Here is a 25,708-nt window from a genome sequence, read left to right on the forward strand (position 1 = left end):
CTCAGCGCCCCCGCAGCGTGCGGTAGGCGGCGACCAGCGCGGCGGTGGAGCTGTCCAGCCGCTCGCCGCCGGTGCCCTCGGTCAGGACCGGCTCGATCTTCCTGGCGAGGACCTTGCCGAGCTCGACGCCCCACTGGTCGAAGGAGTCGATGTTCCAGACGGCGCCCTGGACGAAGACCTTGTGCTCGTAGAGCGCGATCAGCTGGCCGAGGACCGAGGGGGTCAGCTTGTCGGCGAGGATCGTGGTCGTCGGGTGGTTGCCCCGGAACGTCTTGTGCGGAACCAGCTCCTCGGGCACCCCTTCCGCACGGACCTCGTCGGGCGTCCTGCCGAAGGCGAGGGCCTGGGTCTGGGCGAAGAAGTTGGCCATCAGCAGGTCGTGCTGGGCGATCAGTCCGGGCAGCAGGTCGTGCACCGGGGCGGCGAAGCCGATGAAGTCCGCCGGGATCATCTTCGTGCCCTGGTGGATCAGCTGGTAGTAGGCGTGCTGACCGTTGGTGCCGGGCGTGCCCCAGACCACCGGACCGGTCTGCCAGTCGACCGGGTTGCCGTCCCGGTCGACGGACTTGCCGTTGGACTCCATGTCCAGCTGCTGCAGGTACGCGGTGAACTTGGACAGGTAGTGGCTGTAGGGCAGCACCGCGTGCGACTGGGCGTCGAAGAAGGCGCCGTACCAGACACCCAGCAGGCCGAGCAGCAGCGGGGCGTTCTCCTCGGCGGGTGCGGTACGGAAGTGCTCGTCGACGAGGTGGAAGCCGTCGAGCATCTCGCGGAACCGCTCCGGGCCGATGGCGATCATCAGCGAGAGGCCGATCGCGGAGTCGTAGGAGTACCGGCCGCCGACCCAGTCCCAGAACTCGAACATGTTGGCCGTGTCGATACCGAAGTCCGCGACCTTCTCGGCATTGGTCGACAGCGCCACGAAGTGCTTGGCTACGGCGTCCTGACCGGCCTTCAGCTCGGTGAGCAGCCAGTCGCGCGCGGAGGTGGCGTTGGTGATGGTCTCGATCGTGGTGAACGTCTTGGACGCGACGACGAACAGCGTCTCGGCCGCGTCGAGGTCACGGACCGCCTCGTGGAGGTCGGCGCCGTCGACGTTGGAGACGAAGCGGACGGTGAGCGAGCGGTCCGTGAAGGAACGCAGCACCTCGTACGCCATGGCGGGGCCCAGGTCGGAGCCGCCGATGCCGATGTTCACGATGTTCTTGATGGGACGGCCGGTGTGACCGGTCCACTGCCCCGCCCTGACCTTCTCGGAGAAGGCGGCCATCTTGTCGAGGACGGCATGCACGCCGGGCACCACGTTCTCGCCGTCGACCTCGATCACCGCGTCGCGCGGGGCGCGGAGCGCGATGTGCAGGACGGCCCGGTCCTCGGTGGTGTTGATCTTCTCGCCGCGGAACATCGCGTCCCGCAGCTCCGCGACCCCGGTGGCGGCGGCGAGCTCGCGCAGCAGGCGGAGCGTCTCGTCGGTGACCAGGTGCTTGGAGTAGTCGAGGTGGAGGTCGCCGACCCGCAGGGTGTAGGCGCTGCCGCGGTCCGGACTGTCCGCGAACAGCTGTCGCAGATGGGTCCCGCCGAGCTCTTCACGGTGCTTGCCGAGAGCCGTCCACTCGGGCATCTGATGGAGCCTGGTTCGGCTTTGTGCGTTCATCGCGGATATCAGCCCACTTCTTCTCGTACTTGCGCATCCCCGCTGCCCCTCCAACCTAATTGATCCGAGGTCATCGGGGCGCGAGGGCGGGCTGCGGCACGGGAAACGCGGGCGACTGCGCGGGAATTGCAGTCCGGCCGGACACCCTGGGGTGCCCGGCCGGTGAACGTCTTCTAGATTTCGCCGCGGAGTTTGGCAAGTGCCTCGGCGAGAATGGCTTCGCCGTCCTCGTCGCTGCGCCGTTCCCGTACGTACGCCAGATGCGTCTTGTACGGCTCGGTGCGGGGCGGGTCAGGCGGGCTGTCCCGGTCCTGGCCGGCCGGGAAGCCGCAGCGCGGGCAGTCCCAGGTCTCCGGTACCTGCGCGTCATGGGCGAAGCTCGGCTGCGTCTCGTGCCCGTTCGAGCACCAGAAGGAGATGCGGAGGCGCGGTGCGGACTCGCCCCGCTCGGCCTCCCCCATCGGCCCCGCTCCGACCCGGCTTCCCCGAATCGCGTTGCCACTTGCCACGGTCGTAACTCCCTGCGTGATGGTGCTCGAAGATGCCCCAGTCTACGTAAGGCCCAACGCGCGTCCAGTGAAAGGAGTTACACCCTCACCGGGATTCGCGGACGACGGGTCAGTTGTCCAGCTTGATCAGCAGCCCAAGGACCACAATGCAGGCGAACCAGCCCAGACCGACCACGACGGTGATGCGGTCGAGGTTGCGCTCGGCGACCGAGGAACCACCGACGGAGGACTGCATACCGCCACCGAACATGTCGGAGAGGCCGCCGCCCTTTCCCTTGTGCATCAGCACCAGCAGCATCAGCAGCAGGCTGAAGACGATCAGGGCGATCTCGAACCCCAAAATCACGGCTGGTCCCTACTTTCCGGAATTCTTAGGACTGCATGTACGGACAACGGGGGCCGGAGGGTGTTACCCCCCTCGGCCCCCGCAAGGGTACGACGGATCCGCGCTAGCGCATACTCACTGGTCGCGGAAGCGGACGATCTTGACGAACTCGTCGGTGTCCAGCGCGGCGCCGCCGATCAGGGCCCCGTCCACGTCGGTCTGGGCCATGATCGCCGCGACATTGCCGGACTTCACCGAGCCGCCGTACTGGATACGGACGGCGTCGGCCAGCTCCTGCGAGTACAGCTCGGCCAGCCGGCGGCGGATCGCTCCGCACACCTCCTGGGCGTCCTCGGGGGTGGCGACCTCGCCGGTCCCGATGGCCCAGACCGGCTCGTAGGCGATCACGATGGACTCGGCCTGCTCGGCCGGGATGTCCTTGAGGGCACCGTCGAGCTGCGCGAGCGTGTAGGAGACCTGGTCACCGGCCTTGCGGATGTCCAGGCCCTCGCCGACACAGAGGATCGGGGTCAGGCCGTGCTTGAACGCGGCCTTCACCTTGGCGTTGCAGACCTCGTCGGTCTCGGCGTGGTACTGGCGGCGCTCGCTGTGGCCGACGGCCACGTACGTGCACTTCAGCTTGGCGAGCATGGCGCCGGAGATCTCACCGGTGTACGCGCCGGAGTCGTGCGCCGAGATGTCCTGGGCGCCGTACTTGATCTTCAGCTTGTCGCCGTCGACCAGGGTCTGCACGGAGCGCAGGTCGGTGAAGGGCGGCAGGACGGCGACCTCTACGGCGTCGTAGTCCTTGTCGGCCAGGGCGAAGGCGAGCTTCTGGACGTGGGCGATGGCCTCAAGGTGGTTGAGGTTCATCTTCCAGTTGCCCGCCATCAGCGGGGTGCGGGTGGTCATGAAGAGTCAGTCCTCCAGTGCGGCGAGGCCGGGAAGCGTCTTGCCCTCGAGGTATTCGAGGCTGGCGCCGCCACCGGTCGAGATGTGGCCGAATGCGTTCTCGTCGAAGCCCAGGATGCGGACGGCGGCGGCGGAGTCGCCACCGCCGACGACGCTGAAGGCCGGGGAGTCGACGAGTGCCTGGGCGAGCGCGCGCGTGCCCTCGGCGTAGTCGGGGTGTTCGAAGACGCCCATGGGGCCGTTCCAGAAGACGGTGGCCGCGTCGGCGAGCTTCGATGCGTACAGCTTGCGGGTCTCGGGACCGAGGTCCAGACCCTGCTGGCCGGCCGGGATGGCGTCGGCGGCGACCGTGCTCGGGTGGGCCGGGGCCTTGGTCCTCAGGTCCGGGAACTCGCCCGCGACCAGGATGTCGACGGGGAGCACGAACTCCACGCCGAGCTCCTGGGCCCGCTTGAGGTAGCCCTGGACGGCCGGGACCTGGTCCTCCTGGAGCAGCGAGTTGCCGACCTCGTGGCCCTGGGCCTTGAGGAAGGTGTACACCATGCCGCCGCCGATCAGGATGCGGTCGGCCTTCTCCAGCAGGTGGTCGATGACCCCGAGCTTGTCGGAGACCTTGGCGCCGCCGAGGACGACGGCGTACGGCCGCTTGACGTCGGAGGTGAGCTTCTTCAGTACGCCGACCTCGGTGGCGATGAGGAAGCCCGCGTAGTGCGGCAGCCGGGCCGGGAGGTCGAAGACCGAGGCGTGCTTGCGGTGGACGGCGCCGAAGCCGTCGCCCACGTACACATCGGCGAGCTCGGCCAGCTGGTCGGCGAAGGCACCGCGCTCGGCGTCGTCCTTCGCCGTCTCACCGGCGTTGAAGCGGAGGTTCTCGATGACGGCGACCTGGCCGTCGGTGAGCGCGGCGACCGTGGCGCGGGCGGACTCGCCGACGGTGTCGGTCGCGAAGGCGACGTCCTTGCCGAGGAGCTCGCCCAGGCGGGCGGCGGCGGGCGCCAGCGAGAAGGCCGGGTCCGGGGCACCCTTGGGGCGGCCCAGGTGCGAGGCGACGATGACCCGCGCACCGGCGTCGGCGAGCTTGGCGACCGTCGGGACGACGGCCCGGATGCGGCCGTCGTCGGTGATGGTGGTGCCGTCGAGCGGCACATTGAGGTCGGCGCGGACGAATACCCGCTTCCCCGCGACCCCTTCGGCGAGAAGTTCGTCGATCGTCTTCATCAGTTCCGTTACTCCTTGCAACGACGGATGAGCATGCAAGGGGGCTCGAACGACGCCGCGTTGCGCCGTTCGAGCCCCACTCTCACATCGAGATGCCTGCCGATCCGAGGATCAGAGCTGGCCGCCGACGAAGACGGTCAGGTCGACGAGGCGGTTGGAGTAACCCCACTCGTTGTCGTACCAGCCGAGGATCTTCACCGTCTTGCCTTCCTGAACCATCGTCAGGGAGGAGTCGAAGGTGCAGGACGCCGGGTCGCCGACGATGTCGGACGAGACGATCGGGTCCTCGGTGTAGGTCAGGAAGCCCTTGAGGTCGCCGTCGTCGGACGCCTTCTTGAACGCGGCGTTGACCTCGTCCTTGGTGACTTCGCGCTGCAGCTCCACGACGAGGTCGGTGGCGGAACCGGTCGGGACCGGGACGCGCATCGCGATGCCGTCGAGCTTGCCCTTGAGCTGCGGAAGGACCAGGGCGGTGGCCTTGGCGGCACCCGTCGTGGTCGGAATGATGTTCTCGGCCGCGGCGCGGGCGCGACGCAGGTCCGAGTGCGGGAAGTCCAGGATGCGCTGGTCGTTGGTGTACGCGTGGACCGTCGTCATCAGGCCCTTGACGATGCCGAAGTTCTCGTCGAGAACCTTGGCCATCGGCGCCACACAGTTGGTGGTGCAGGAGGCGTTGGAGATGATGTGGTGGTTGGCCGCGTCGTACTTTTCCTGGTTGACGCCCATCACGATGGTGATGTCCTCGTCCTTGGCCGGAGCCGAGATGAGGACCTTCTTGGCGCCACCGGCGATGTGCTTCTCGGCGTCGGCCTTCTTGGTGAAGATGCCGGTCGACTCGATCACGATGTCGACGCCCAGCTGACCCCAGGGGATGTCGGCCGGGTTGCGCTCGGAGAGCACCTTGATGGTGTGACCGTCGACGGTAATGGTGTCGGCGGTGTGGCTCACCTCTGCCTTGAGACGACCCAGAATGGTGTCGTACTTCAGCAGGTGGGCCGTGGTCGCAGTGTCACCCAGGTCGTTGACAGCCACGATCTCGATGTCCGCACCCTGCTCCAGCAGCGCGCGGAAGTAGTTACGACCGATGCGGCCAAAGCCGTTGATGCCTACGCGGATCGTCACGAACCGATCTCCTCGTTAGGTACGCCGGTTTTCGACGCCGGCGAGTTGTATGGGATGTCCCCGACCGCCTCCGACCCTACCTCTCCAAGGGCCCGGGAGTGACATCGAGAGGGCTGGACGAGCAGGCGGGCCCTTACTCCCGGGTAGGAGTACGGGCCTTGAGTCCTTTGGTCCCTACGCGGCCCGGGACCTTGGTCCCGGGCCCGCGACAGGCGGTACGGAGCATCGGCGCCGGAGGGTTCGCGGCGCCTTCGTGAAGGGGTCGCGGCGCCTTCCCGAGGAGGTCCGGGGGGCGGTCGGCGCGGTCGTGTGCTGTCGGCCCGCGCCGTGTGCCGGCCGGGCGGTCACGACCCGGTCGGCTCGGGCGGTCACGACCTGGGTCGGCTCGGGCGGTCACGACCCGGTCGGCTCGGGCGGTCGTGTGCCGGCCGGCGGCCGGTGCGAGGAGCCCGGTCAGCCGACGAGGCCGTCGGCCAGCTCCTCGCTCAGGGTGGACTCCGTCCCCGGGATGCCCAGGTCCTGGGCCCGCTTGTCGGCCATGGCCAGCAGCCGGCGGATCCGGCCCGCGACCGCGTCCTTGGTCAGCGGCGGGTCGGCGAGCGCGCCGAGCTCCTCCAGGGACGCCTGCTTGTGCTCCATGCGCAGGCGTCCGGCGGCCGCGAGGTGCTCGGGCACCTCCTCGCCCAGGATCTCCAGCGCGCGCCCCACCCGGGCCCCGGCGGCCACCGCGGCCCGTGCCGAGCGGCGGAGGTTGGCGTCGTCGAAGTTGGCCAGCCGGTTCGCCGTGGCCCGGACCTCGCGCCGCATCCGGCGCTCCTCCCAGGCCAGCACCGACTCATGGGCGCCGAGCCGGGTCAGCAGCGCGCCGATCGCGTCGCCGTCCCGGACGACGACACGGTCCACGCCTCGCACCTCGCGCGCCTTCGCCGCGATGGAGAGCCTGCGGGCCGCGCCGACCAGTGCGAGCGCCGCCTCCGGACCCGGGCAGGTCACCTCCAGCGAGGAGGAGCGGCCCGGCTCGGTGAGCGAGCCGTGCGCCAGGAACGCCCCGCGCCAGGCTGCCTCCGCGTCGCAGGTGGCCCCCGAGACCACCTGCGGGGGGAGCCCGCGGATGGGACGGCCGCGGCCGTCCACCAGGCCGGTCTGGCGGGCCAGCTGGTCACCGCCCGCCACCACGCGGACGACATAGCGCGAGCCGCGCCGCAGCCCGCCGGGAGCCATCACGATCAGTTCGGAGCTGTGCCCGAAGATTTCGAGAATGTCGCGCTTGAGCCGGCGCGCCGCCATCGCTGTGTCCAGCTCCGCCTCGATCACAATCCGGCCGCTCACCAGGTGCAGCCCGCCCGCGAAACGAAGAATCGCCGAGACTTCTGCCTTCCTGCAGCAGGTCCGGGTGACGGGAAGCCGAGAGATTTCGTCCTTCACCGCTGGCGTCATCGCCATGGGCCGATCCTTCCATGCATCCGAAAAATACGGTCGTACGCGGCGGCCAACAGCTCCGGATCATGAATCGGAACGCCGTCGGGTGAGGCCACAGGCGCCAGCTCGACCGCGGCACCGAGCCGTTTTGCGGCATCGGCGAGGGACTCGCGATCGGGCACGGCGGCCTCGTCGGCCAGCACCACGTCCAGGGCGAGTTTAGGGGCGTGTCGTCCCAAAACCTCCAAATGACGCTGCGGAGAGAAGCCATCTGTTTCACCGGGTTGTGGCGCGAGGTTCAGCGAAAGGACCTTCCGGGCCTTCGTGGCGACCAGCGCGTCGAGCAGATCCGGCACCAGCAGATGGGGAATCACGGAGGAGAACCAGGAGCCCGGACCGAGCACCACCCAGTCCGCGTCGAGGACGGCCTCGACCGCTTCGGGGACGGCCGGCGGGTCGATCGGGACGACATGCACGGACTGCACCTCGCCCGGAGTGAGCGCCACCGTGGCCTGGCCGCGCACCGTGACGATGTCCTCGGGACGGTCGGGGTCGTGCCCCCGTACCAGCGCCTGGAGCTCCAGCGGCACGGCCGACATCGGCAGCACCCGGCCGTGCGCGCCGAGCAGCTTGCCGACCAGGTCGAGGGCCTGGACATGGTCGCCGAGCTGCTCCCAGAGGGCGACGATCAGCAGATTGCCGACCGCGTGCTCGTGCAGATCGCCCTTGGACTCGAAGCGGTGCTGGATGACCCGGGACCAGGTCTGGCCCCAGTCGTCGTCCCCGCAGAGCGCGGCGAGCGCCTTGCGCAGGTCGCCGGGCGGCAGGACGCCCAGCTCCTCGCGCAGCCGGCCGCTGGAGCCCCCGTCGTCGGCGACGGTGACCACGGCCGTGAGATCGCCGGTGATCCGGCGCAGCGCCGCGAGGGACGCCGACAGTCCCATGCCGCCGCCGAGCGCGACGACCTTGGGCTGGGCGCCGCGCTTGCGGCCGGAGAGCGCCGAGGTGGCTCTGCTGAGTCTCCGCAGACGCAGATTGCGCCCGGTCACTCGCGCCCCATGTCCCGGTGGACGAGGACGGTCTCGATCCCCTCCGTGGCCAGCCGGGCGGCGAGCTTCTCCGACATCGCGACGGAGCGGTGCTTGCCGCCCGTGCACCCGACGGCGATGGTCACGTACCGCTTGCCCTCGCGCCGGTAGCCCGCGGCGATCAGCTGGAGCAGCTCCGTGTACTGGTTGAGGAATTCCTTGGCGCCCGGCTGGTCGAAGACGTACGCGGACACCTCCTCGTTGAGGCCGGTGAACGGGCGCAGCTCCGGGACCCAGTGCGGGTTGGGCAGGAACCGGCAGTCCACGACCAGGTCGGCGTCGACCGGCAGGCCGTACTTGAAGCCGAACGACATCACCGTGGCCCGCAGCTCCGGCTCCTCGTCGCCCGCGAACTGGGCGTCCATCTTGGCCCGCAGTTCGTGCACGTTGAGGCTGGAGGTGTCGATCACCAGGTCGGCGTCGCCGCGCAGCTCGCGCAGCAGATCGCGCTCGGCCGCGATGCCGTCGACGATCCGGCCGTCGCCCTGGAGCGGGTGCGGGCGGCGCACCGACTCGAAGCGGCGCACCAGGGCGTCGTCGGAGGACTCCAGGAAAACGATCCGCCTGGTGACGTGCTTGGCCTCCAGGTCCGCGAGGGACTCCCGGAGGTTGTCGAAGAAGCGGCGGCCCCGCACGTCGACGACGACGGCGATCCGGGCCACATTGCCCTGCGAGCGGGCGCCGAGCTCCACCATGGTGGGGATCAGCGCGGGCGGCAGATTGTCGACGACGAACCAGCCGAGGTCCTCCAGACACTTGGCGGCGGTGCTGCGCCCGGCGCCCGACATCCCGGAGATGATCACCAGTTCGGGAATGGCTGCCGTGGCGGTCTCGCCCGTCTCGTTCGCGGTGCCCGTACTCACGTCTGCTGCTCCGTCTGCTCGGTCTTCGTGCTCGTGTTCATGGTCGCGCTCGGGTTCGTGCGCGGGCGTGGTGCCGTTCTCGGTCTCGTGCGTGTGCTCATTCATGACGTGCCCCCGTCGTCCTCTTCAATGATCTCTCCTGTGGCCGTGTTCACGGCAGGCGCGGCCGGGGCGGTCGAGGCGAGGGCGGCGGCCACCGATTCCGCCGTCCTGCGGCCTATCCCCGGGACCTCGCAGATCTCATCGATTGTCGCCTGCCTCAGCTTCTTCACGGAACCGAAATGCTTGATCAGCGCCTGTTTCCGGGTCTCGCCGAGGCCGGTGACGTCGTCCAGGGGGCTGCTGCGGATGCGCTTGGCCCGCTTGGCCCGCTGGTAGGTGATGGCGAAGCGGTGCGCCTCGTCGCGGACGCGCTGGAGGAGGTAGAGGCCCTCGCTGGAGCGGGGCAGGACGACGGGGTCGTCGTCACCGGGCAGCCAGACCTCTTCGAGGCGCTTGGCCAGCCCGCAGACGGCGATGTCGTCGATCCCCAGCTCGTCCAGGGCGCGCTTGGCGGCGGCCACCTGGGGCTGCCCGCCGTCGACCACGACGAGCTGCGGCGGATAGGCGAACCGCTTGGGACGGCCGTCGTCCTCACGGGGCTCGCTCTCCCCGGGACCGGGGTCGTGCGGGTCCTCGCGGGGCTCGCTCTCCCCGGGACGGGCGTCATGGGTGACGGGACCGAGCTCCCCGGCGGGCCCCGGTGCGGGGACGGGGCCGCTGGGCGCGGGACCGCTGGGCGCCGGTGCGGGGACGGGACCCGTGGGCGCCGGGCCGGGTTCCTGGGGTTCCTCCCACTCCCCCGTCCGCTCCTTGTCCTGGAGATAGCGCTTGAAGCGGCGCCCGATCACCTCGTGCATCGAGCGCACGTCGTCCTGGCCCTCGAAACCCTTGATCTGGAAGCGGCGGTACTCGCTCTTGCGGGCGAGCCCGTCCTCGAAGACCACCATGGACGCCACCACGTCGTCGCCCTGGAGGTGGGAGATGTCGTAGCACTCGATGCGCAGGGGTGCCGTGTCGAGGCCGAGCGCCTCGGTGATCTCCTCCAGGGCACGGGAGCGGGTCGTGAGGTCCGAGGCGCGCTTGGTCTTGTGCAGTCCGAGCGCCTGCTGGGCGTTGCGCTGGACGGTGACCATCAGGTCCTTCTTGTCGCCGCGCTGCGGGATGCGCAGGCTGACCTGGGAACCCCGGCGGTCGGCGAGCCACTGGGCGACCGCTTCGGTCTCCTCGGGGAGGGCCGGTACCAGGACCTCCTTGGGGACCGAGTCGCCCGTCTCCTCGCCGTACAGCTGCTGGAGGGCGTGCTCGACCAGGCCCGAGGTGTCGACCGCCTCGACCTTGTCCGTGACCCAGCCGCGCTGGCCGCGCACCCGGCCGCCGCGGACGTGGAAGATCTGGACGGCCGCTTCCAGCTCGTCCTCGGCGACGGCGATCAGGTCGGCGTCGGTGGCGTCGGCGAGGACGACGGCGCTCTTCTCCATGGCCCGCTTGAGCGCTTCGGCGTCGTCGCGGAGCCGGGCGGCCCGCTCGTACTCCATCTCCTCCGCCGCCGCCATCATGTCCTTCTCCAGCCGGCGGATGTACGTCCCGGTCCGGCCGGCCATGAAGTCGCAGAAGTCCTCGGCCAGTTCGCGGTGCTCCTCGGGGGTGACCCGGCCGACGCAGGGGGCCGAGCACTTGCCGATGTAGCCGAGCAGGCAGGGACGGCCGGTCCTGGCGGCGTTCTTGAACACGCCCGCGGAGCACGTACGGACGGGGAAGACGCGGAGCATCAGGTCGACGGTCTCGCGGATCGCCCACGCGTGCCCGTAGGGGCCGAAGTAGCGCACGCCCTTCTTCTTGGCGCCGCGCATGACCTGGACCCGCGGGAAGTCCTCGTTGAGCGTGACCGCGAGGTAGGGATAGCTCTTGTCGTCGCGGTACTTGACGTTGAACCGGGGGTCGTACTCCTTGATCCAGGAGTACTCCAGCTGGAGCGCCTCGACCTCGGTGGAGACGACGGTCCATTCGACGGAGGCGGCCGTCGTGACCATCGTGCGGGTACGCGGGTGCAGACCGGCCAGGTCCTGGAAGTAGTTGGCCAGGCGCTGGCGCAGGTTCTTCGCCTTCCCGACGTAGATCACCCGGCGGTGCTCGTCGCGGAACTTGTAGACCCCCGGGGAGTCGGGGATCTGTCCCGGCTTGGGGCGGTAGCTGGAGGGGTCTGCCATGTCTCACACCCTACTTGCGGAGTGTGACAACGGGCCCTCGCCGAGGGTGGTGCCGCGCTCCGGGGTGCGGGTGAGGTGTGCGCACCCCGGAGCGCGGGCCGGTGGGGCCGGTCAGACGCCGGACGCGGGGGTTTCCCGGGTACGGCGGTGGCGGCGGGCCGCGGTGGCGCCGCAGAGTGCCAGGGCCAGCAGGGCCCCGGCTCCGGCGACGGCCGAGGTGGCGGTCAGGGCCCCGTCGGCGGCGGTGTCCGGGGCACCGGCCGCGGTGGCGGCCATGACGGGTCCGGAGCCCGGACCCGAGGCGGGTCCCGGCGCGGGTCCGGAGCCCGTCGCCGCGTCGGGGCCGTAGCCGCCCGCCTTACCGGAGCGGGCGTAGCCGGAGCCGGGGAGCTTGTCCCCGTACGCCTCCCGCACCCGGCTCCCGTAGGCGGTCAGCGTGGTTCCCGCGGCACCGACCGCCCCGGCGGCGTCCTCGTCCAGCGGGAGCACCCTGCTCCCCTTGTGGACGTACCAGGCGTCGATCTGCGGCTCCCGGAAGACGGTGCCGCCGGGGAGCTTGCGGGCGCCCGCCGCGGTGTAGCGCGCCTCGTCGTCGCCGGTGGCGATGTTCACCACCTGCCAGTCGGCGCCCCGGCCCGCTTTCGGGACGGTCCACAGGGACGCCTTCTGCCCGTCCGAGGAGACCGCGGTGGAGGCGAGGTAGTCGAGCGTGCTGAGGGCGGCTCCCGGTTTCCCGGCGACGAAGGCCGCGGAGAGCGTGCGTACGGGGACGGCCGCTCCCTCGATCCGTGGTGCGGCCGCCGCCCGGGTGACCGCGCCCTCCCTGGCGAAGAACCGGGACAGGGTGTCCAGGGTGGAGGCCGAGACGGCCGCCTCGTGGGCGGCCGCCAGGGCCGGGGCGGTGAGGGTCGGGGCGGCGAAGGCGGGCGCGGTGGGAGCGGGGCGCGCCGCCGGGCCGCCGTCCGCCACGGCCTGGGGAGAGGCGGCGGCGAACAGGGCGGCGCCGGTGAGCGCGGTGGCCGTGACGATGCGCCGGGTCGTGGAAGTCATGCCGTCACGCCCCGATCCGGTACAGCGAGTGGGTCCAGGAGAACTCGTTGTTGTTCACGTACCAGGCGTGCGAGGCCCAGTTGTAGCGGTTGCTGGAGGGCCAGGGGTCGCCCCAGTAGACCCAGCTGCTGGCGTCGTCGTAGCCGTACAGGACGTGCATGTGCCCGCCGCCGGAGGACCACTGGATGCGTGTCTCGACGGGGCGGCCGGCGGATATCTCGCCCTGCACCGTCGCGTAACGCAGGTAGCCCGTGACGTACGAACCGGGGTTGACGCCGGCCCAGGACAGACCGTCCTGGACATTGCCCAGCGTGGCCTGCGAGTTGGGGCACTCATAGCCCTGGGACCGGTTGAAGGCGGCGTTGCAGAACTGGTTCTGGGAGTAGTTCCGCCCGAACCAGGTGGCGATGGTGTTGCCCGCCGCCGCCCAGCACCAGTTGGTCTTCTGCTGGGCCTGCATGGTGATGTTCAGCCGCTGGGTGGCGGCGACGGCGCTGCTGTCCGGCGTGACGGCCGGGATCTGGGCGGCGGTGGCGGTCGCCGCCGGAACGGCGAGGAGCACGGCGGCCAGGAGTGCCGTGAACGGGAACCTTCCCGGCCTGATTCTTCGGTTGTGCATGGCGTTCCTCCCATGGCGGGGGGGTGGGATCGGAGGAGCGCGTCCGGACGCTGTTCAGGAGCATCGACCGTTGTCCGGAACCGGTCAACACGCTTCAATGCGGGGTGACATCACGGTGTGAACGGCGCGACGGATGTGTGAACAGTCCCGCCCCGGTCACCTGGCCCCCCGCTCCCACCGGGGTGATGTCCCCGCTCCCCGTCGTGAACGTTCACCGGAGGCCCGACATGCGGCACACCGAGACCGAACTCGCCCAGGTGCTGCACACCGGCCCCTTCCATCTGGCCCTGCGCACCGCCCTGTCCGTGCGCGGGCTGCCGCTCCAGCGGGTCCAGCACCACCTCGCGCACCGGGGGATCAAGGTCGGGGTGACGAGCCTCAGTTACTGGCAGCAGGGCGCGCGTCGCCCGCGGCGCGCCGAGTCGCTGCGTGCCGTGCGGGCGCTGGAGGCCGTTCTCGCGCTGCCGGAGAACTCGCTGTTGCGGCTGCTGGAGACCGGGGACGCGCCCGCGGACTCCGAGCGTCCGGCGGCACGCTCGTACCGCTCGCTGATGGAGGCGTCGGGTGCGGTGGAGCGGCTGCTGGCGGCGATGGAGTCACCGGTGGACGGCGGGCTGCACACCGTGGGGCATCAGGAGCGGGTCCGGATAGGGGCGGGCCGGGAGATGGCGGGCCGCGACTCGCAGCACGTCGTGCGGGCGCATCGCGACGGCGTCGACCGCTACCTCGCGGTCTACCGGGGCGATCCGGGCTGTGAGCCGTCGCGGATCACCGTACGGGCCCGGGAGAACTGCCGGACCGGCCGGGTCCGCTGGGACCGGGGTACGGGGGTGCTCGTGGCGGAACTGCTGTTCGACACCCGGCTGCGGGCCGGTGAGACGTACCTCTTCGGCTACGCCTTCGACGACGGTACGGGTGAGCCCTGCGCCGAGTACGTGCGTGGCTTCACCTTCGGCGGCGGGCAGTACGTGCTCCAGATCCGCTTCGACGAGGCGGCGCTGCCGGTACGGTGCCGGCGCTTCGTCCAGGTATCGGCGGGAGCGGCGCGCGGTGCCCGGACCGACCTGACTCTCACCGGCCGGCACCGGACCGTACATCTGGTGGAGCAGGGGGTACGGCCCGGTCTCGTCGGCATCGACTGGGACTGGGATTGACTTCCGCTCCCCGCCCTAAAGGACGGGGATTCCTGCCACGGTCGACTGACCGTCTCGGCGGGTTCCTGCTTCTTCGCGCTGTGCCGGGATACGAAGTCCTGGTCCTACCTGCGCTCGACAGGCTGTCACCGCCAGTCCGGCGGCCAGTGCGACGTTGACTGCCGCGTTGATGTCCCGGTCCAGGACCGCCCCGCACGCCTGGCACTGCCAGACGCGGACATGCAGGGGCTTTGGACCGTCCTTGACGCCACAGCCAGAACAGACCTGGCTCGTGGGCTCGAAACGACCGATCCGGACGAACACACGCCCATAGAGTGCCGCTTTGTACTCCAGCATCGCGACGAACGCCGACCATCCCGCGTCGTGCACGGACTTGGCAAGACGCGTACGGGCGAGCCCTTTCACCGCCAGGTCCTCCACAGCCACCGCTTGGTTCTCGCGAATGATCTGTGTGGAGAGCTGGTGGTGGAACTCGCGCCGCGCATCAGCCACCGGTGCGTGTGCACGGGCGACCTTGATCCGGGCCTTCTCCCGGTTCTTCGACCCCTTCGCCTTACGGGACAGACCGCGCTGCTCCCGTTTCAGTTTCTTCTCCGCACGCCTCAGGAACCGGGGGCTGCTGATCCTGGTCCCGTCGGAGAGGACCGCGAAATGCCCCAGACCGAGGTCGACGCCGACGACCGGTTCCACCTCGGGCAGCGTTTCGGGCCCGGTCTCCACGACGAAGGACGCGAAGTACCGCCCGGCCGCATCCTTGATCACGGTCACCGTCGAGGGGACCGACGGCAGAGCACGGGACCACTTCACCCGCACCGCACCGATCTTCGGCAGCATCAGGTCCCCGCCGGGAGTATTCTTCCACCGCGCGTTCTGGGTGAAGCGGACCGACTGCCGACTGTCCTTGCGGGATTTGAACCGCGGCTCAGCGATCTTCGGTCCTTTGCGGGTGCCCTTCAGTGACGCGAAGAAGTTCGTGTACGCGGTGTCCAGGTCCCGCAGGGACTGTTGCAGCACCACGGCAGAGACCTCACCGAGCCAGGCACGGGCCCCGGTCTTCTTCGCCTCGGTGATGACCTGCTTGGACAGGTCGCCGGCCTTCGGGTACGGCAGGCCCTGTTCGCGGGCATCCTTGCGGGCGCGCAACGCGTCGTTGAACACAACTCGGGCGCACCCGAACGCCCGGGCCAGCGCGGCACGCTGAGGACCGTTCGGGTACACGCGAAAGGTGTACCGAAGCTGCATACCAATCAAACTACTACGCCTGGTTTATGGCTGAGTATCAGAACATTCGTACTGGTCGTCACTGCGCCTTCGTCCTCCACACACACTTGGTCTTCGTGACGAAGTACCGGCACAAGGTCTTCGAGGACATGCACCTGAGACGCATGGAGGAGATCATGCGAGCCGTCTGTGAGGACTTCGGGTGCGAGCTGGTGGAGTTCAACGGCGAGAACAACCACGTGCATCCGCTGGTGAACTTCCCACCGAAGGTGGCCCTGTCCAAGCTGGTCAACTCACTCAAGGGCGTCAGCTCACGCAGGCTCCGCCAGGAGTACCCAGAACTGGTCCGGCACTACTGGCGGGCCCAGCACCTGTGGTCCGGCTCCTACTTCGCCGGATCGGTGGGCGGGGCTCCTCTGTCCATCGTCCGTCAGTACATCGAGCAGCGGAACCGTCCGCTCCAGCCTGCCGGTCAGAGCAGCGTTCAGAATCGCTTCACCACCGGGCTGAAGCCCGATGCACTGCGATGAGTCCCGGTAGCCGGCCGCGGGCGGTTCCCGTGCGGGGTGCCTGTGCCCCGGTGGCCCGGCGGCGGCGTCCTTGCCGGTACCCGTGCGTCAGGCTTCGGGGCCCGCGACGAGCTTTCCGCCCTCGGCCGTGACCGGGATGGAGGGCAGCGGCACGGTGGCCGGTCCGTGGATCGCCTTGCCGGTGGTCATGTCGAAGCGGCTGCCGTGGCAGGGGCAGTGGCCCTCGGTGCCCTCGACCTTGTCCAGGACGCAGCCACCGTGGGTGCACTGGGCGCTGAACGCCTTGTACTCGCCCTTCACCGGGCAGCTCACGACGAGGCGCTGCTCGCGGTAGAGCTTGGCACCGCCGACCGGGACCTCGGAGGCGGCGCCGAGGTCGACGGGCGCGGTCGGCGTGGGCGTCTGCGCGTGGCCGAGCTTGGAATCGGTCGAGCAGGCGGCCACTCCCAGCCCGGCGGCACCGGCGAGAGCGGCACCCTTCAGCACGGTGCGGCGGGCGGCGGGCTGGCCGGGCATGCGTATCTCCACGGGTCGGTCTTCGGGGGTGGTGCGGGCAGTCGCCGGTGCGTACCCGTGACCACAGTGGCCGACGCTCCCGGTGACAGAAACGACGATACCGGCGGAGATCGGCGGGCCTGCGGCCGGGCCGGTCCTGGCCCGGAACTCGACGGTGGCGGCCCCCCGGATCGGGGGCCACCACCATCAGTACGACATCAGCGCTGCAGGGCGGTCACGCCTTGCGGGCGCGGGCCGTCTTCTTCGCCGCCGTGCTCTTGGCAGCCGCTGTGCTCTTTGCCGCCGTCGTGCTCTTTGCCGTCTTGGCCGTCTTGGCGGCCTTGGCCGTGCCGGTGGCGGCGACCGTCTTGCGTGCGGCCGGGGCGGCCTTCGCCGCGGCCGTCTTCCTGTCCGCCGTCCTGCGGGCAGGCTTACGGGCCGTGGGCAGCGCCGCCTCACTGATCCGGTCCGCGTCCAGGATGCCCTGGAGGAACTTGCCGGTGTGGCTGGTGGGCACCGAGGCGACCTTCTCCGGGGTGCCCTCGGCGACGACCAGACCGCCGCCGTTGCCCCCTTCGGGGCCCATGTCGACGACCCAGTCCGCGGTCTTGATGACATCGAGGTTGTGCTCGATGACGATCACCGTGTTGCCCTTGTCGACCAGGCCGGAGAGCACCTTGATCAGCTTGCTGATGTCCTCGAAGTGCAGACCGGTGGTCGGCTCGTCCAGGACGTAGACCGTGCGGCCGGTGGAGCGCTTCTGGAGCTCGCTCGCCAGCTTCACGCGCTGGGCCTCACCGCCGGAGAGCGTCGGCGCGGACTGTCCGAGCCTGACGTATCCGAGACCCACCTCGTTGAGCGTACGGAGGTGGCGGGCGATCGTCGGGACGGCCTCGAAGAACTCCAGGCCCTCCTCGATCGGCATGTCCAGCACCTCGGCGATGGACTTGCCCTTGTAGTGGACCTCCAGGGTCTCCCGGTTGTAGCGCGCTCCGTGGCAGACCTCGCACGGGACGTACACATCGGGCAGGAAGTTCATCTCGATCTTGATGGTGCCGTCGCCGGAGCAGTTCTCGCAGCGGCCGCCCTTGACGTTGAAGGAGAAGCGGCCCGGCAGATAGCCGCGCACCTTCGCCTCCATCGTCTCGGCGAACAGCCGGCGGACATGGTCGAAGACTCCGGTGTACGTGGCCGGGTTGGACCGGGGTGTACGGCCGATCGGCGACTGGTCGACGTGCACCACCTTGTCGACGAGGTCGTCCCCGTCGACCCGGGTGTGCCGGCCGGGGACCGACTTGGCACCGTTCAGCTCGCGGGCCAGGTGGGTGTAGAGGATGTCGTTGACCAGGGTCGACTTTCCGGACCCCGAGACACCCGTGACGGCCGTGAGGACGCCGAGCGGGAAGGAGACGTCGATGTCCTGGAGGTTGTTCTCCCGGGCACCGTGCACCGTGAGGCGGCGGCCGGGGTCGACCGGGCGCCGGATGTCGGGCATCGCGATCGCCCGCTTGCCGGACAGATACTGGCCGGTGATCGACTCCTTGTTGGCCAGCAACTCCTTGAGCGAGCCGGAGTGGACCACCTTGCCGCCGTGCTCACCGGCGCCGGGGCCGATGTCGACGACCCAGTCGGCGACCTTGATGGTGTCCTCGTCGTGCTCGACCACGATGAGGGTGTTGCCCATGTCGCGGAGCCGGACCAGGGTCTCGATCAGACGGTGGTTGTCCCGCTGGTGCAGCCCGATGGACGGCTCGTCCAGGACGTACAGCACACCGACCAGGCCGGAGCCGATCTGCGTGGCGAGCCGGATGCGCTGGGCCTCGCCGCCGGACAGGGTGCCCGCGGCCCGGTTGAGCGAGAGGTAGTCGAGGCCGACGTCGACGAGGAACCTCAGCCGCTCGTTGACCTCCTTGAGCACGCGCTCGGCGATCTTCTTGTCGCGGGCGTTCAGCTTCATCCGGCCGAGGAACTCGGCGCATTCGCTGATCGACATGGCGGAGACCTGGGCGATGGACTTCTCCATCACCGTCACCGCGAGCACGATCGGCTTGAGCCGGGTGCCCTCACAGGTCGGGCAGGGCACCTCGCGCATGTAGCCCTCGAAGCGCTCACGGCTGGAGTCGCTCTCGGCCTCGGAGTGGCGCCGCTTCACGAACTGCACCGCGCCTTCGAAGGCGGGGGTCGTGTAGGCGCGCTCGCGGCCGTACCGGTTGCGGTAGCGCACCTCGGTCTGGATCTTGTGGCCGAAGAGCAGGGCCTTCTTGGCACGCTGCGGCAGTCCGGCCCAGGGGATGTCTGTACGGAATCCGAGGGCTTCGGAGAGTGCGCCGATCAGCCGCCCGAAGTACTCCTTGGTGTGGCCGTGCGACCAGGGGTGGATCGCTCCCTCGTCGAGGGACTTCTCCTCGTCCGGGACGATCAGCTCCGGGTCGACCTCCATGCGCGTACCGATGCCCGTGCAGTCGGGGCAGGCGCCGAAGGGCGAGTTGAAGGAGAAGGAGCGGGGCTCCATCTCCTCGAAGGAGAGGTCGTCGTACGGGCAGTAGAGGTGCTCGGAGTACATCCGCTCACGCTCGGGGTCGTCCTCGGGGAGGTCGACGAAGTCGAGCACGACCATGCCGCCGGAGAGGCCGAGCGCGGTCTCGACCGAGTCGGTCAGCCGGCGCTTGGCACTGTCCTTCACGGTGAGGCGGTCGACGACCACCTCGATGGTGTGCTTCTCCTGCTTCTTCAGCGTGGGCGGCTCGGAGAGCTGGATGGTCGTGCCGTCGACCCTGGCCCGGCTGTAGCCCTTGGTCTGGAGGTCGGCGAAGAGGTCGACGAACTCTCCCTTGCGCTCGCGCACCAGCGGCGAGAGCACCTGGAAGCGACTGCCCTCGGGCAGGCCGAGCACCTTGTCGACGATGGCCTGCGGCGACTGGCGGGAGATGGGCCGCCCGCACTCCGGACAGTGCGGCTTGCCGATCCGGGCGAAGAGCAGCCGGAGGTAGTCGTAGACCTCGGTGATCGTGCCGACCGTCGAGCGCGGGTTGCGCGAGGTCGACTTCTGGTCGATGGAGACAGCGGGCGAGAGGCCCTCGATGAAGTCGACGTCCGGCTTGTCCATCTGACCGAGGAACTGCCGGGCGTACGAGGAGAGGGACTCCACATAGCGCCGCTGACCCTCGGCGAAGATCGTGTCGAACGCGAGGGACGACTTGCCCGACCCGGAGAGCCCGGTGAAGACGATGAGGGAGTCGCGGGGGAGGTCGAGCGAGACGTTCTTGAGGTTGTGCTCGCGCGCGCCACGGACGATGAGACGGTCGGCCACGCCGGTCCGCACCTTTCTTGAGTGAAGCGGGGGAACTGAGCCCCCCTCCCAGGGTATGGGGGGCGCCACAGCGATGCATGAGGCTTTCGACTCCGAGCGTATAGCACGCGCATTCGATTTACGGTCGGCCCTGAACTCCTTCACCCGAATGAGTGGCGAAGCTAGGCTCGGCCTCATGATTGATCATGCGCGCGACCTGGAAGCTGTACGCGAAGCGACCGAACGACTGCTCACCGCAGCGGGCAAATGGGACAACGCCGCTGTCGCCGAGCCGTCACGGTTGCCCGGCTGGAGCCGGGGCCATGTACTGGCCCACCTGTCACGTAACGCCGACGCGCTGGCAAATGTTCTCCGGGGCCTGCCGATGTACGCGAGCAGCGAAACCCGGGACCACGACATCGCCCGCGACGCCCCCCGCCCTCTCGCCGAACAGCTGGCCGACCTCCGCGAGAGCGAGGCCCGCTTCCTCGCGGCGGCCGCGGAACCGGCCGACTGGTCCCGTACGGTCACCCTGCGCAACGGGGTCACGGACTCGGCGTCCCGGGTCCCCTTCCGCCGCCGGAACGAGCTGGAGCTGCACCAGGTCGACCTGGGCATCGGCTACGAGCTGGAGGACCTGCCGGAGGAGTTCGTGACCCTGGAGATCGCCTTCCTCACCGGCCGCTTCGCCGGGCACCCCGACGTGGTGGCCACCACCGTGACCGACGAGGACGGCCGCGAATGGTCCACGGGCGGCGGCGCCGAGGGCGGACCGACAGCCGTCCGGGGTCCGGCGGCCGACCTGCTCGGCTGGCTCTGCGGGCGCCGTGACGGCTCCGCGCTGACCGTGCTGAACGGCCCGCTGCCCGCGCTGCCGCCGCTATAGGCTGGGCCGTATGACGTACAGCGGAGCGGTCAAGGTCGGCGGACCTGCGGATGTGCACGAGCTGACGGATCTGATGATCTCCAAGGTCGCCGTCGGCCAGATGAACAACAACGCGTATCTGCTGCGCTGCCGGGCCACCGGCGAGCAGCTCCTGATCGACGCGGCCGCCGAGGCGCGGACCCTGCTCGGGCTGATCGGTGACGACGGCATCGCGTCCGTCGTCACGACCCATCAGCACGGCGACCACTGGCAGGCGCTGGGCGAGGTGGTGGCGGCCACCGGAGCACGTACGTACGCGGGCCGGTACGACGCCGAGGGCATCCCGGTCCCGACCGACGTACTCGTCGAGGACAACGACACGATCCGCGTCGGCCGGGTCTCGCTGACCGCCCGCCATCTGAGCGGACACACGCCGGGCTCCATCGCGCTGGTCTACGACGACCCGCACGGAGCTCCGCACCTGTTCACCGGCGACTGCCTCTTCCCCGGCGGGGTCGGCAATACGCGCAAGGACCCGGCGGCCTTCGCGAGCCTGCTCCACGACGTGGAGACCAAGCTGTTCGACCGGCTGCCCGACGAGACCTGGGTCTATCCCGGGCACGGGCACGACACCACGCTCGGCGACGAGCGTCCGCAGCTCCCCGGTTGGCGCGCCCGCGGCTGGTGACCCGCCTGCGCGACGCGTGACCCACGGACGCCGGGGGTGAGCCTCGGACGCCGTGAGGTGAGCCTCGGACGCCGTGGGTGGCCCTCGGACGCCCCGTGACCGTCGTTGCCGACGGGTCCCCGGGAGCGTCCGCGCCGCCCCGGCCCCGTACGCACACCGGCCGGGGCGGGCGGACACCTCCGCACACGCCCCGGCCGGTGCCGGACGTTCCCGCGCAGCCTCTGCGGCCGGCGCGCTGTACCGCCTCAGTGGCTCAGTGGCTCAGTGGCTCAGCCGGAGATGCTCTTGGTCTCCTCGTCGGTCGGCTCGGCCGTCTTCGCCGCCTCGGCCTCGGCCGCCGCCTCCTGCTTCTTGTTGGCGATGAGGCTGGTGATCGTGGTGATCACCAGCACGCCGCAGATGACGGAGAGCGAGAACGGGATGGAGATCTCGGGGACATGCACCCCGGACTCGTGCAGCGCGTGCAGCACCAGCTTGACGCCGATGAAGCCGAGGATCACCGAGAGGCCGTAGCTGAGGTGAACCAGCTTCTTCAGCAGACCGCCGATGAGGAAGTACAGCTGACGCAGCCCCATCAGGGCGAAGGCGTTGGCGGTGAAGACGATGTACGGGTCCTGGGTCAGGCCGAAGATCGCCGGGATGGAGTCCAGCGCGAACAGCACATCGGTGGTGCCGATGGCGAGCATGACCACCATCAGGGGGGTCAGGACGCGCTTGCCGTTGTTCCTGATGAAGAGCTTGGTGCCGTGGTACTTGTCGGCGACACCGAAGCGGTGCTCGATCGACTTGAGGAGTCGGTTCTCCTCGAAGTCCTCTTCCTCGTCGCCGGCCCGCGCCTCCTGGATGAGCTTCCAGGCGGTGTAGATCAGGAACGCGCCGAAGATGTAGAAGACCCACGAGAAGTTGGCGATGACGGCGGCACCGGCGGCGATGAAGATCGCTCGCAGTACCAGCGCGATCAACACGCCGATGAGCAGCACGCGCTGCTGGAGGTGGGACGGCACCGAGAACTTCGCCATGATCAGGACGAAGACGAAGAGGTTGTCGACACTGAGCGACTTCTCGGTGATGAAGCCGGCGAAGAACTCGCCGGAGGCCTGGCTCTCGCCGAAGACCAGCAGGCCCAGTCCGAAGAGGACGGCCAGCGTGATCCAGACGATGGTCCAGATTCCTGCTTCTTTGGTCGACACGTCATGAGGCTTGCGCCCGATGAAGAAGTCGACGGCGATCAAGGCGCACAGACCAAGAATGGTCAGCACCCAAAGGGTCCATGAAACGTCCACTGCGCCTCCGGCAGTTCGCTACGGCTACTGATCAGCGTCGTCGCTGCCGGAGGTCTCTTCCACCTGAGCGCACGGGATGCGCGCCTGGCCGACGCCCCGGGACCGGTCACAGTCCGTACTGACGGGAACGTCGCGTATGGGAGTACTCCCCTCCGTCCTGAGAACAGTACAGGTAACACCAAGAAAAGGTAAAGAGAAGAGTAAAGGAACCGCCAAAACAGCAGGTCAGAGCCGCGCGAATCTCGCAGAGGGACATGGACAGCGGCCGGGCCGGGACTCCCCCGACCGGCCGGTCAGGGGAGTCCCGGCGGCCGGGAGGTGGGGCTCAGCGACCGCCGGTGCGTCGGGCCGCGGCCACGGCGGCGAGCACCTGTTCCAGGACTCCGCTGCCCGGCGGGAGCGCCGGCGGTTCGTACGTCCAGGCATGACCGACCCAGGGATCGGCGAGATGACTGTCGGCCACGGGGGTGATCCGCAGCAGGGAGCGCCACAGCGGGTCGAGGACCGGGCCGTACGCCCCGGCGTCCTCCCGGTCCGCGACCATCAGCAGATGCACCCCGACCGAGGGGCCCTCGTCGGCGAGGTAGCGCAACTGGGTCACGGCCCGGTCATCGAAACCGTGCGGGAAGTCGTTGACGATGAGGAGTTGCTCGCCCGTGTCCAGGTCGGGCGGCAGCGAGTCGGCGGCACCGGCTCTGACCGCCATCTGCACCAGGTCCACCCGCCGGGTGAGGTGGGCGAGGACCGAGGCCACTCCCCCGGGTCCGGCGGCCGGCGGCCCGGTGAGGACTCCCGCGCCGACCAGGGGCGCGAGCGCCCCGGCAGCCGAGCCCGCCGGATCGATGACGTGCACCGAGAACTCCCCGGTGGGGTAGACGGCGAGCAGGCGGGCGGCGTGGACGACCGCGGTCTCCATGGCGAGGCGGCGCAGCTGGTCGGTGTCCATCAGCGCGGCCTCCTCGGATGCCGTGCGGCCGCTGTCGATCCAGATGCCGCGCTCCAGGGGGAGGCGTACGAGCAGCGGGATGCGGAGATCGGGGCGTTCGGGCAGATGGAGGTCGCCGATGCGCAGGGCCATCGGAATCTCCATCGGGACGCGGTGGGCGTGCCAGACGGGGTTGTCCCAGCCCGCGTAGGCGGCGGGGAGCGCGGGCTCCACCACGGCGGACTCGGCGGCGAGCTGGGCGAGGTCGCGGTTCAGGGCCTCGCGCGCCCGGGTGGTCAGCTCGTCGCGTTTGGCGCGGGCCTCCTCGCGGGCCCGGTCGCCCGCGCCGCCGATCCGGTTGCGCGGGTCGGACAGGGTCCGGTCGAGCTCCTGCCCCATGCGAGACTCGGCGAAGTCCACGGCGCTGCGGTAGGCGGCGGTGGCGCGGGCCAGGTCCTCGAACATGCCCCAGATCTGGTTGTAGAGGCGCTCGTCCATGGACCATCCGCTCGCGTCACCGGCGACGGGCAGCGCAGCCTGCCCCGGCGGGGCCGGAGGTGCCGCGGGCGGGGGCGGCGGGGGCGCGGCGCTCCGGCGGCGCGGGTGTGCGTAGTTGATGGGGCCGCCCACCGTGGCACCCCCCATGGCACCGGGCGCGGACGCGCCGGCCGCGGTCGTGGCGGAGCCGGTCGTGGCGGGGTCGGTCGTGGTCGTGGCGGGGTCGGGCAGCGGCTCGGGGGGCCTGACTGCCGGGGGCGCGGGCGGCTCCCGGTCGGCCGGGGCCGACGTGGTCCCCGCGCCGGGCCGTACCCGGTCGCCGTCCGGAGCGCGGGGCGGTGGCGGAGCCACCGAGCGGGCCATGCCACGGGCGACCGCTTCCTGGATCGAGCCGGCCAGCTCCGCCGCGCGGGCCACTCCCTGGTCCGCGAGCATCTCGGCGAGTCCGTCGGCGTATCCCTGGCCGACGGCGCGAACCTTCCATGCCCCTTGTCTGCGGTAGAGCTCCAGGGCGCTGACCGCGGACTCGGCGTCCAGGCCGGTGAGCGTGAAGGTGGCGATCTCGGTGCCGTCGAGCCCGGTGACGGCGACGAAGGGCGCGGCGACCGCGCCGAACCTGACCGGGCCGCCGACGCCCATCGGGAGGGCCAGCAGCACGGTGACGCGGTGGACCTCGTCGGGCAGGGCGTCGAGGTCGACGGCGAGCCGGTGGTCCGCGGCGGCCTGCTTGGACACTTCGAGCCCGGGGAGCTGAGGCGATCCGGGGTGGGCGATCCACTCGATGCCGCGCACCGTGCCCCGTTCGTCGCCGAGGGTGGCTCCGGCCACGACGGGTGAGCCCGCCGATACCCGGATCTCCAGACGGGTCTGGGGCAAGGTGTGATTCTGCCCCCGGACCAGTTCGGCCGTCATTGCTGCCCTGTCCCCCTCGACGATGGCCCGCGGTGCGGTGCCGTGCTGTTCGGCGGCGCTGCCCGGCGGTGCGGTGCTGCTCGGCGGCGCTGCCGCTGCTTCGTGGTGTGTGTCCGTCGGACGGGCGCGTTCGGTGTCCGGCGCCTGTCGTGGTGTCGTGCGATGTGGTGCAGCTCCCGGCGGCGGGTGCCTCCGGGAGCTGCTCGTACCGATGCGGACCAGGTGCTGTCGCGCCTACAGGTGCGGCAGGATCGAGGGCATCAGGTCCTGGAAGGTGCGGCCGTTGGCCGGGTTGCCGAGGGCCGTCATCTGCCAGCCGCTCCCCGCGCGGTGCACCTTCGCCATGATCTGGGCGGTGTACTGGCCGCCGCCGTCGAGTGTGTACCGGGCGAGCTCCTGGCCGTTGGTCTCGTCGACGATGCGGCAGAAGGCGTTCTGCACCTCCTGGAACGTCTGCCCGGTGAAGGAGTTCACCGTGAAGACGATCTGGTCGATGTGGACCGGGACGCGCTGGAGGTCGACGAGGATCGCCTCGTCGTCTCCGCCCGAACCGGCGCCGCCGACCAGATTGTCGCCGGTGTGCTTGACCGAGCCGTCGTCGCTGACGAGGTGCCGGAAGAACACGACGTCAATGGGCTGCTTGTCGGCGAACAGCACGGCCGAGGCATCCAGGTCGATCTCCCGGGTACGCGAGCCGAACAGTCCGCGACGCGGAGCCGCCTGCCAGCCGAGCCCCATCCGTACCGCGGTCAGGGTCCCCCCGTCGCTCTTCTGCAGGCTGATGGCCTGACCCTTGGTCATATTGACCGTCACGCGCTGT

Annotated in this window: 21 protein-coding genes and 1 pseudogene; 4 read left to right on the top strand and 18 right to left on the bottom strand. The window is 69.9% G+C overall.

The genetic code is table 11. The features are described from left to right. Position 1: 1 nt before the first annotated feature. From pgi to A6A29_RS13465, 12 genes are all read right to left on the bottom strand, one after another. A complete protein-coding gene (gene pgi / locus A6A29_RS13410; protein ID WP_073720290.1) occupies positions 2 to 1,654 on the bottom strand; it encodes a glucose-6-phosphate isomerase in 1,653 nt (550 codons plus the stop codon). A 173-nt stretch (positions 1,655 to 1,827) separates the two neighbouring features. Next, positions 1,828 to 2,163, bottom strand: a complete 336-nt coding sequence (locus A6A29_RS13415; RefSeq protein ID WP_073720291.1) for an RNA polymerase-binding protein RbpA — start codon at positions 2,161 to 2,163, stop codon at positions 1,828 to 1,830. A gap of 109 nt (positions 2,164 to 2,272) precedes the next feature. Next, complete coding sequence (secG, locus tag A6A29_RS13420; protein WP_018104607.1) at positions 2,273 to 2,509, bottom strand: preprotein translocase subunit SecG; 237 nt, start codon at positions 2,507 to 2,509, stop codon at positions 2,273 to 2,275. A 114-nt stretch (positions 2,510 to 2,623) separates the two neighbouring features. After that, the gene (gene tpiA / locus A6A29_RS13425; RefSeq protein WP_073720292.1) at positions 2,624 to 3,400 is read right to left on the bottom strand and encodes a triose-phosphate isomerase; all 777 of its coding nucleotides are present in this window, start codon (positions 3,398 to 3,400) and stop codon (positions 2,624 to 2,626) included. Positions 3,401 to 3,406: 6 nt separating this feature from the next. Then, positions 3,407 to 4,618: a phosphoglycerate kinase gene (locus A6A29_RS13430; protein WP_073720293.1), complete on the bottom strand. Its 1,212-nt coding sequence runs from the start codon at positions 4,616 to 4,618 to the stop codon at positions 3,407 to 3,409. Positions 4,619 to 4,729: 111 nt separating this feature from the next. Continuing rightward, entirely contained in the window at positions 4,730 to 5,740 is a 1,011-nt protein-coding gene (gap, locus tag A6A29_RS13435) for a type I glyceraldehyde-3-phosphate dehydrogenase (protein ID WP_073720294.1), read from the bottom strand. A gap of 453 nt (positions 5,741 to 6,193) precedes the next feature. Continuing rightward, positions 6,194 to 7,183, bottom strand: coding sequence for a DNA-binding protein WhiA (whiA, locus tag A6A29_RS13440; protein WP_030919772.1), 990 nt, complete (start codon positions 7,181 to 7,183; stop codon positions 6,194 to 6,196). Continuing rightward, on the bottom strand, positions 7,174 to 8,208 hold the full coding sequence (locus A6A29_RS13445; protein WP_073720295.1) for a gluconeogenesis factor YvcK family protein: 1,035 nt from the start codon (positions 8,206 to 8,208) through the stop codon (positions 7,174 to 7,176). The genes whiA and A6A29_RS13445 overlap by 10 nt, the downstream gene beginning before the upstream one ends. After that, positions 8,205 to 9,215, bottom strand: coding sequence for an RNase adapter RapZ (gene rapZ / locus A6A29_RS13450; protein WP_073720296.1), 1,011 nt, complete (start codon positions 9,213 to 9,215; stop codon positions 8,205 to 8,207). Before rapZ ends, A6A29_RS13445 begins: the two co-directional genes overlap by 4 nt. Next, positions 9,212 to 11,359, bottom strand: coding sequence for an excinuclease ABC subunit UvrC (gene uvrC, locus A6A29_RS13455; RefSeq protein WP_073720297.1), 2,148 nt, complete (start codon positions 11,357 to 11,359; stop codon positions 9,212 to 9,214). Before uvrC ends, rapZ begins: the two co-directional genes overlap by 4 nt. 111 nt (positions 11,360 to 11,470) lie before the next feature. Continuing rightward, positions 11,471 to 12,409, bottom strand: a complete 939-nt coding sequence (locus A6A29_RS13460) for a hypothetical protein (protein ID WP_073720298.1) — start codon at positions 12,407 to 12,409, stop codon at positions 11,471 to 11,473. A 4-nt stretch (positions 12,410 to 12,413) separates the two neighbouring features. Beyond that, positions 12,414 to 13,028, bottom strand: a complete 615-nt coding sequence (locus tag A6A29_RS13465) for a papain-like cysteine protease family protein (RefSeq protein WP_073720299.1) — start codon at positions 13,026 to 13,028, stop codon at positions 12,414 to 12,416. A 227-nt stretch (positions 13,029 to 13,255) separates the two neighbouring features. Here A6A29_RS13465 and A6A29_RS13470 point away from each other — a divergent pair, with 227 nt between their 5' ends. After that, on the top strand, positions 13,256 to 14,182 hold the full coding sequence (locus A6A29_RS13470; RefSeq protein WP_073720300.1) for a hypothetical protein: 927 nt from the start codon (positions 13,256 to 13,258) through the stop codon (positions 14,180 to 14,182). Positions 14,183 to 14,197: 15 nt separating this feature from the next. Here the strand turns inward: A6A29_RS13470 and A6A29_RS13475 are convergent, their stop codons facing one another. Then, on the bottom strand, positions 14,198 to 15,424 hold the full coding sequence (locus A6A29_RS13475; protein WP_073720301.1) for an RNA-guided endonuclease InsQ/TnpB family protein: 1,227 nt from the start codon (positions 15,422 to 15,424) through the stop codon (positions 14,198 to 14,200). A 26-nt stretch (positions 15,425 to 15,450) separates the two neighbouring features. Between A6A29_RS13475 and tnpA the strand changes: the two are divergent. After that, positions 15,451 to 15,861, top strand: a pseudogene (tnpA, locus tag A6A29_RS13480) (IS200/IS605 family transposase); the annotation flags it as partial. A gap of 159 nt (positions 15,862 to 16,020) precedes the next feature. On the opposite strand, the gene A6A29_RS13485 reads toward tnpA, so the two are convergent. Both A6A29_RS13485 and uvrA read right to left on the bottom strand, forming a co-directional pair. Then, entirely contained in the window at positions 16,021 to 16,449 is a 429-nt protein-coding gene (locus A6A29_RS13485; RefSeq protein ID WP_073720303.1) for a Rieske (2Fe-2S) protein, read from the bottom strand. A gap of 214 nt (positions 16,450 to 16,663) precedes the next feature. Beyond that, on the bottom strand, positions 16,664 to 19,738 hold the full coding sequence (gene uvrA / locus A6A29_RS13490; RefSeq protein ID WP_073720352.1) for an excinuclease ABC subunit UvrA: 3,075 nt from the start codon (positions 19,736 to 19,738) through the stop codon (positions 16,664 to 16,666). Positions 19,739 to 19,913: 175 nt separating this feature from the next. On the opposite strand from uvrA, the gene A6A29_RS13495 reads away from it, so the two are divergent. Both A6A29_RS13495 and A6A29_RS13500 read left to right on the top strand, forming a co-directional pair. Then, the gene (locus A6A29_RS13495; protein WP_073720304.1) at positions 19,914 to 20,603 is read left to right on the top strand and encodes a maleylpyruvate isomerase family mycothiol-dependent enzyme; all 690 of its coding nucleotides are present in this window, start codon (positions 19,914 to 19,916) and stop codon (positions 20,601 to 20,603) included. Between the two features lie 10 nt (positions 20,604 to 20,613). Continuing rightward, positions 20,614 to 21,270: an MBL fold metallo-hydrolase gene (locus A6A29_RS13500; protein WP_073720305.1), complete on the top strand. Its 657-nt coding sequence runs from the start codon at positions 20,614 to 20,616 to the stop codon at positions 21,268 to 21,270. Positions 21,271 to 21,539: 269 nt separating this feature from the next. Here the strand turns inward: A6A29_RS13500 and A6A29_RS13505 are convergent, their stop codons facing one another. The 3 genes from A6A29_RS13505 to A6A29_RS13515 form a co-directional block, all read right to left on the bottom strand. After that, positions 21,540 to 22,553 (bottom strand): TerC family protein, encoded by a 1,014-nt coding sequence (locus tag A6A29_RS13505; protein ID WP_073720306.1) that lies wholly within the window; start codon positions 22,551 to 22,553, stop codon positions 21,540 to 21,542. A gap of 325 nt (positions 22,554 to 22,878) precedes the next feature. Continuing rightward, the gene (locus A6A29_RS13510; protein WP_073720307.1) at positions 22,879 to 24,888 is read right to left on the bottom strand and encodes a TerD family protein; all 2,010 of its coding nucleotides are present in this window, start codon (positions 24,886 to 24,888) and stop codon (positions 22,879 to 22,881) included. Between the two features lie 234 nt (positions 24,889 to 25,122). Beyond that, positions 25,123 to 25,701, bottom strand: coding sequence for a TerD family protein (locus tag A6A29_RS13515; protein WP_073720308.1), 579 nt, complete (start codon positions 25,699 to 25,701; stop codon positions 25,123 to 25,125). Between the last annotated feature and the right edge of the window lie 7 nt (positions 25,702 to 25,708).

The sequence above is a fragment of the Streptomyces sp. TSRI0281 genome (assembly GCF_001905125.1).
In the GTDB taxonomy this organism is placed as follows: Bacteria; Actinomycetota; Actinomycetes; order Streptomycetales; family Streptomycetaceae; genus Streptomyces.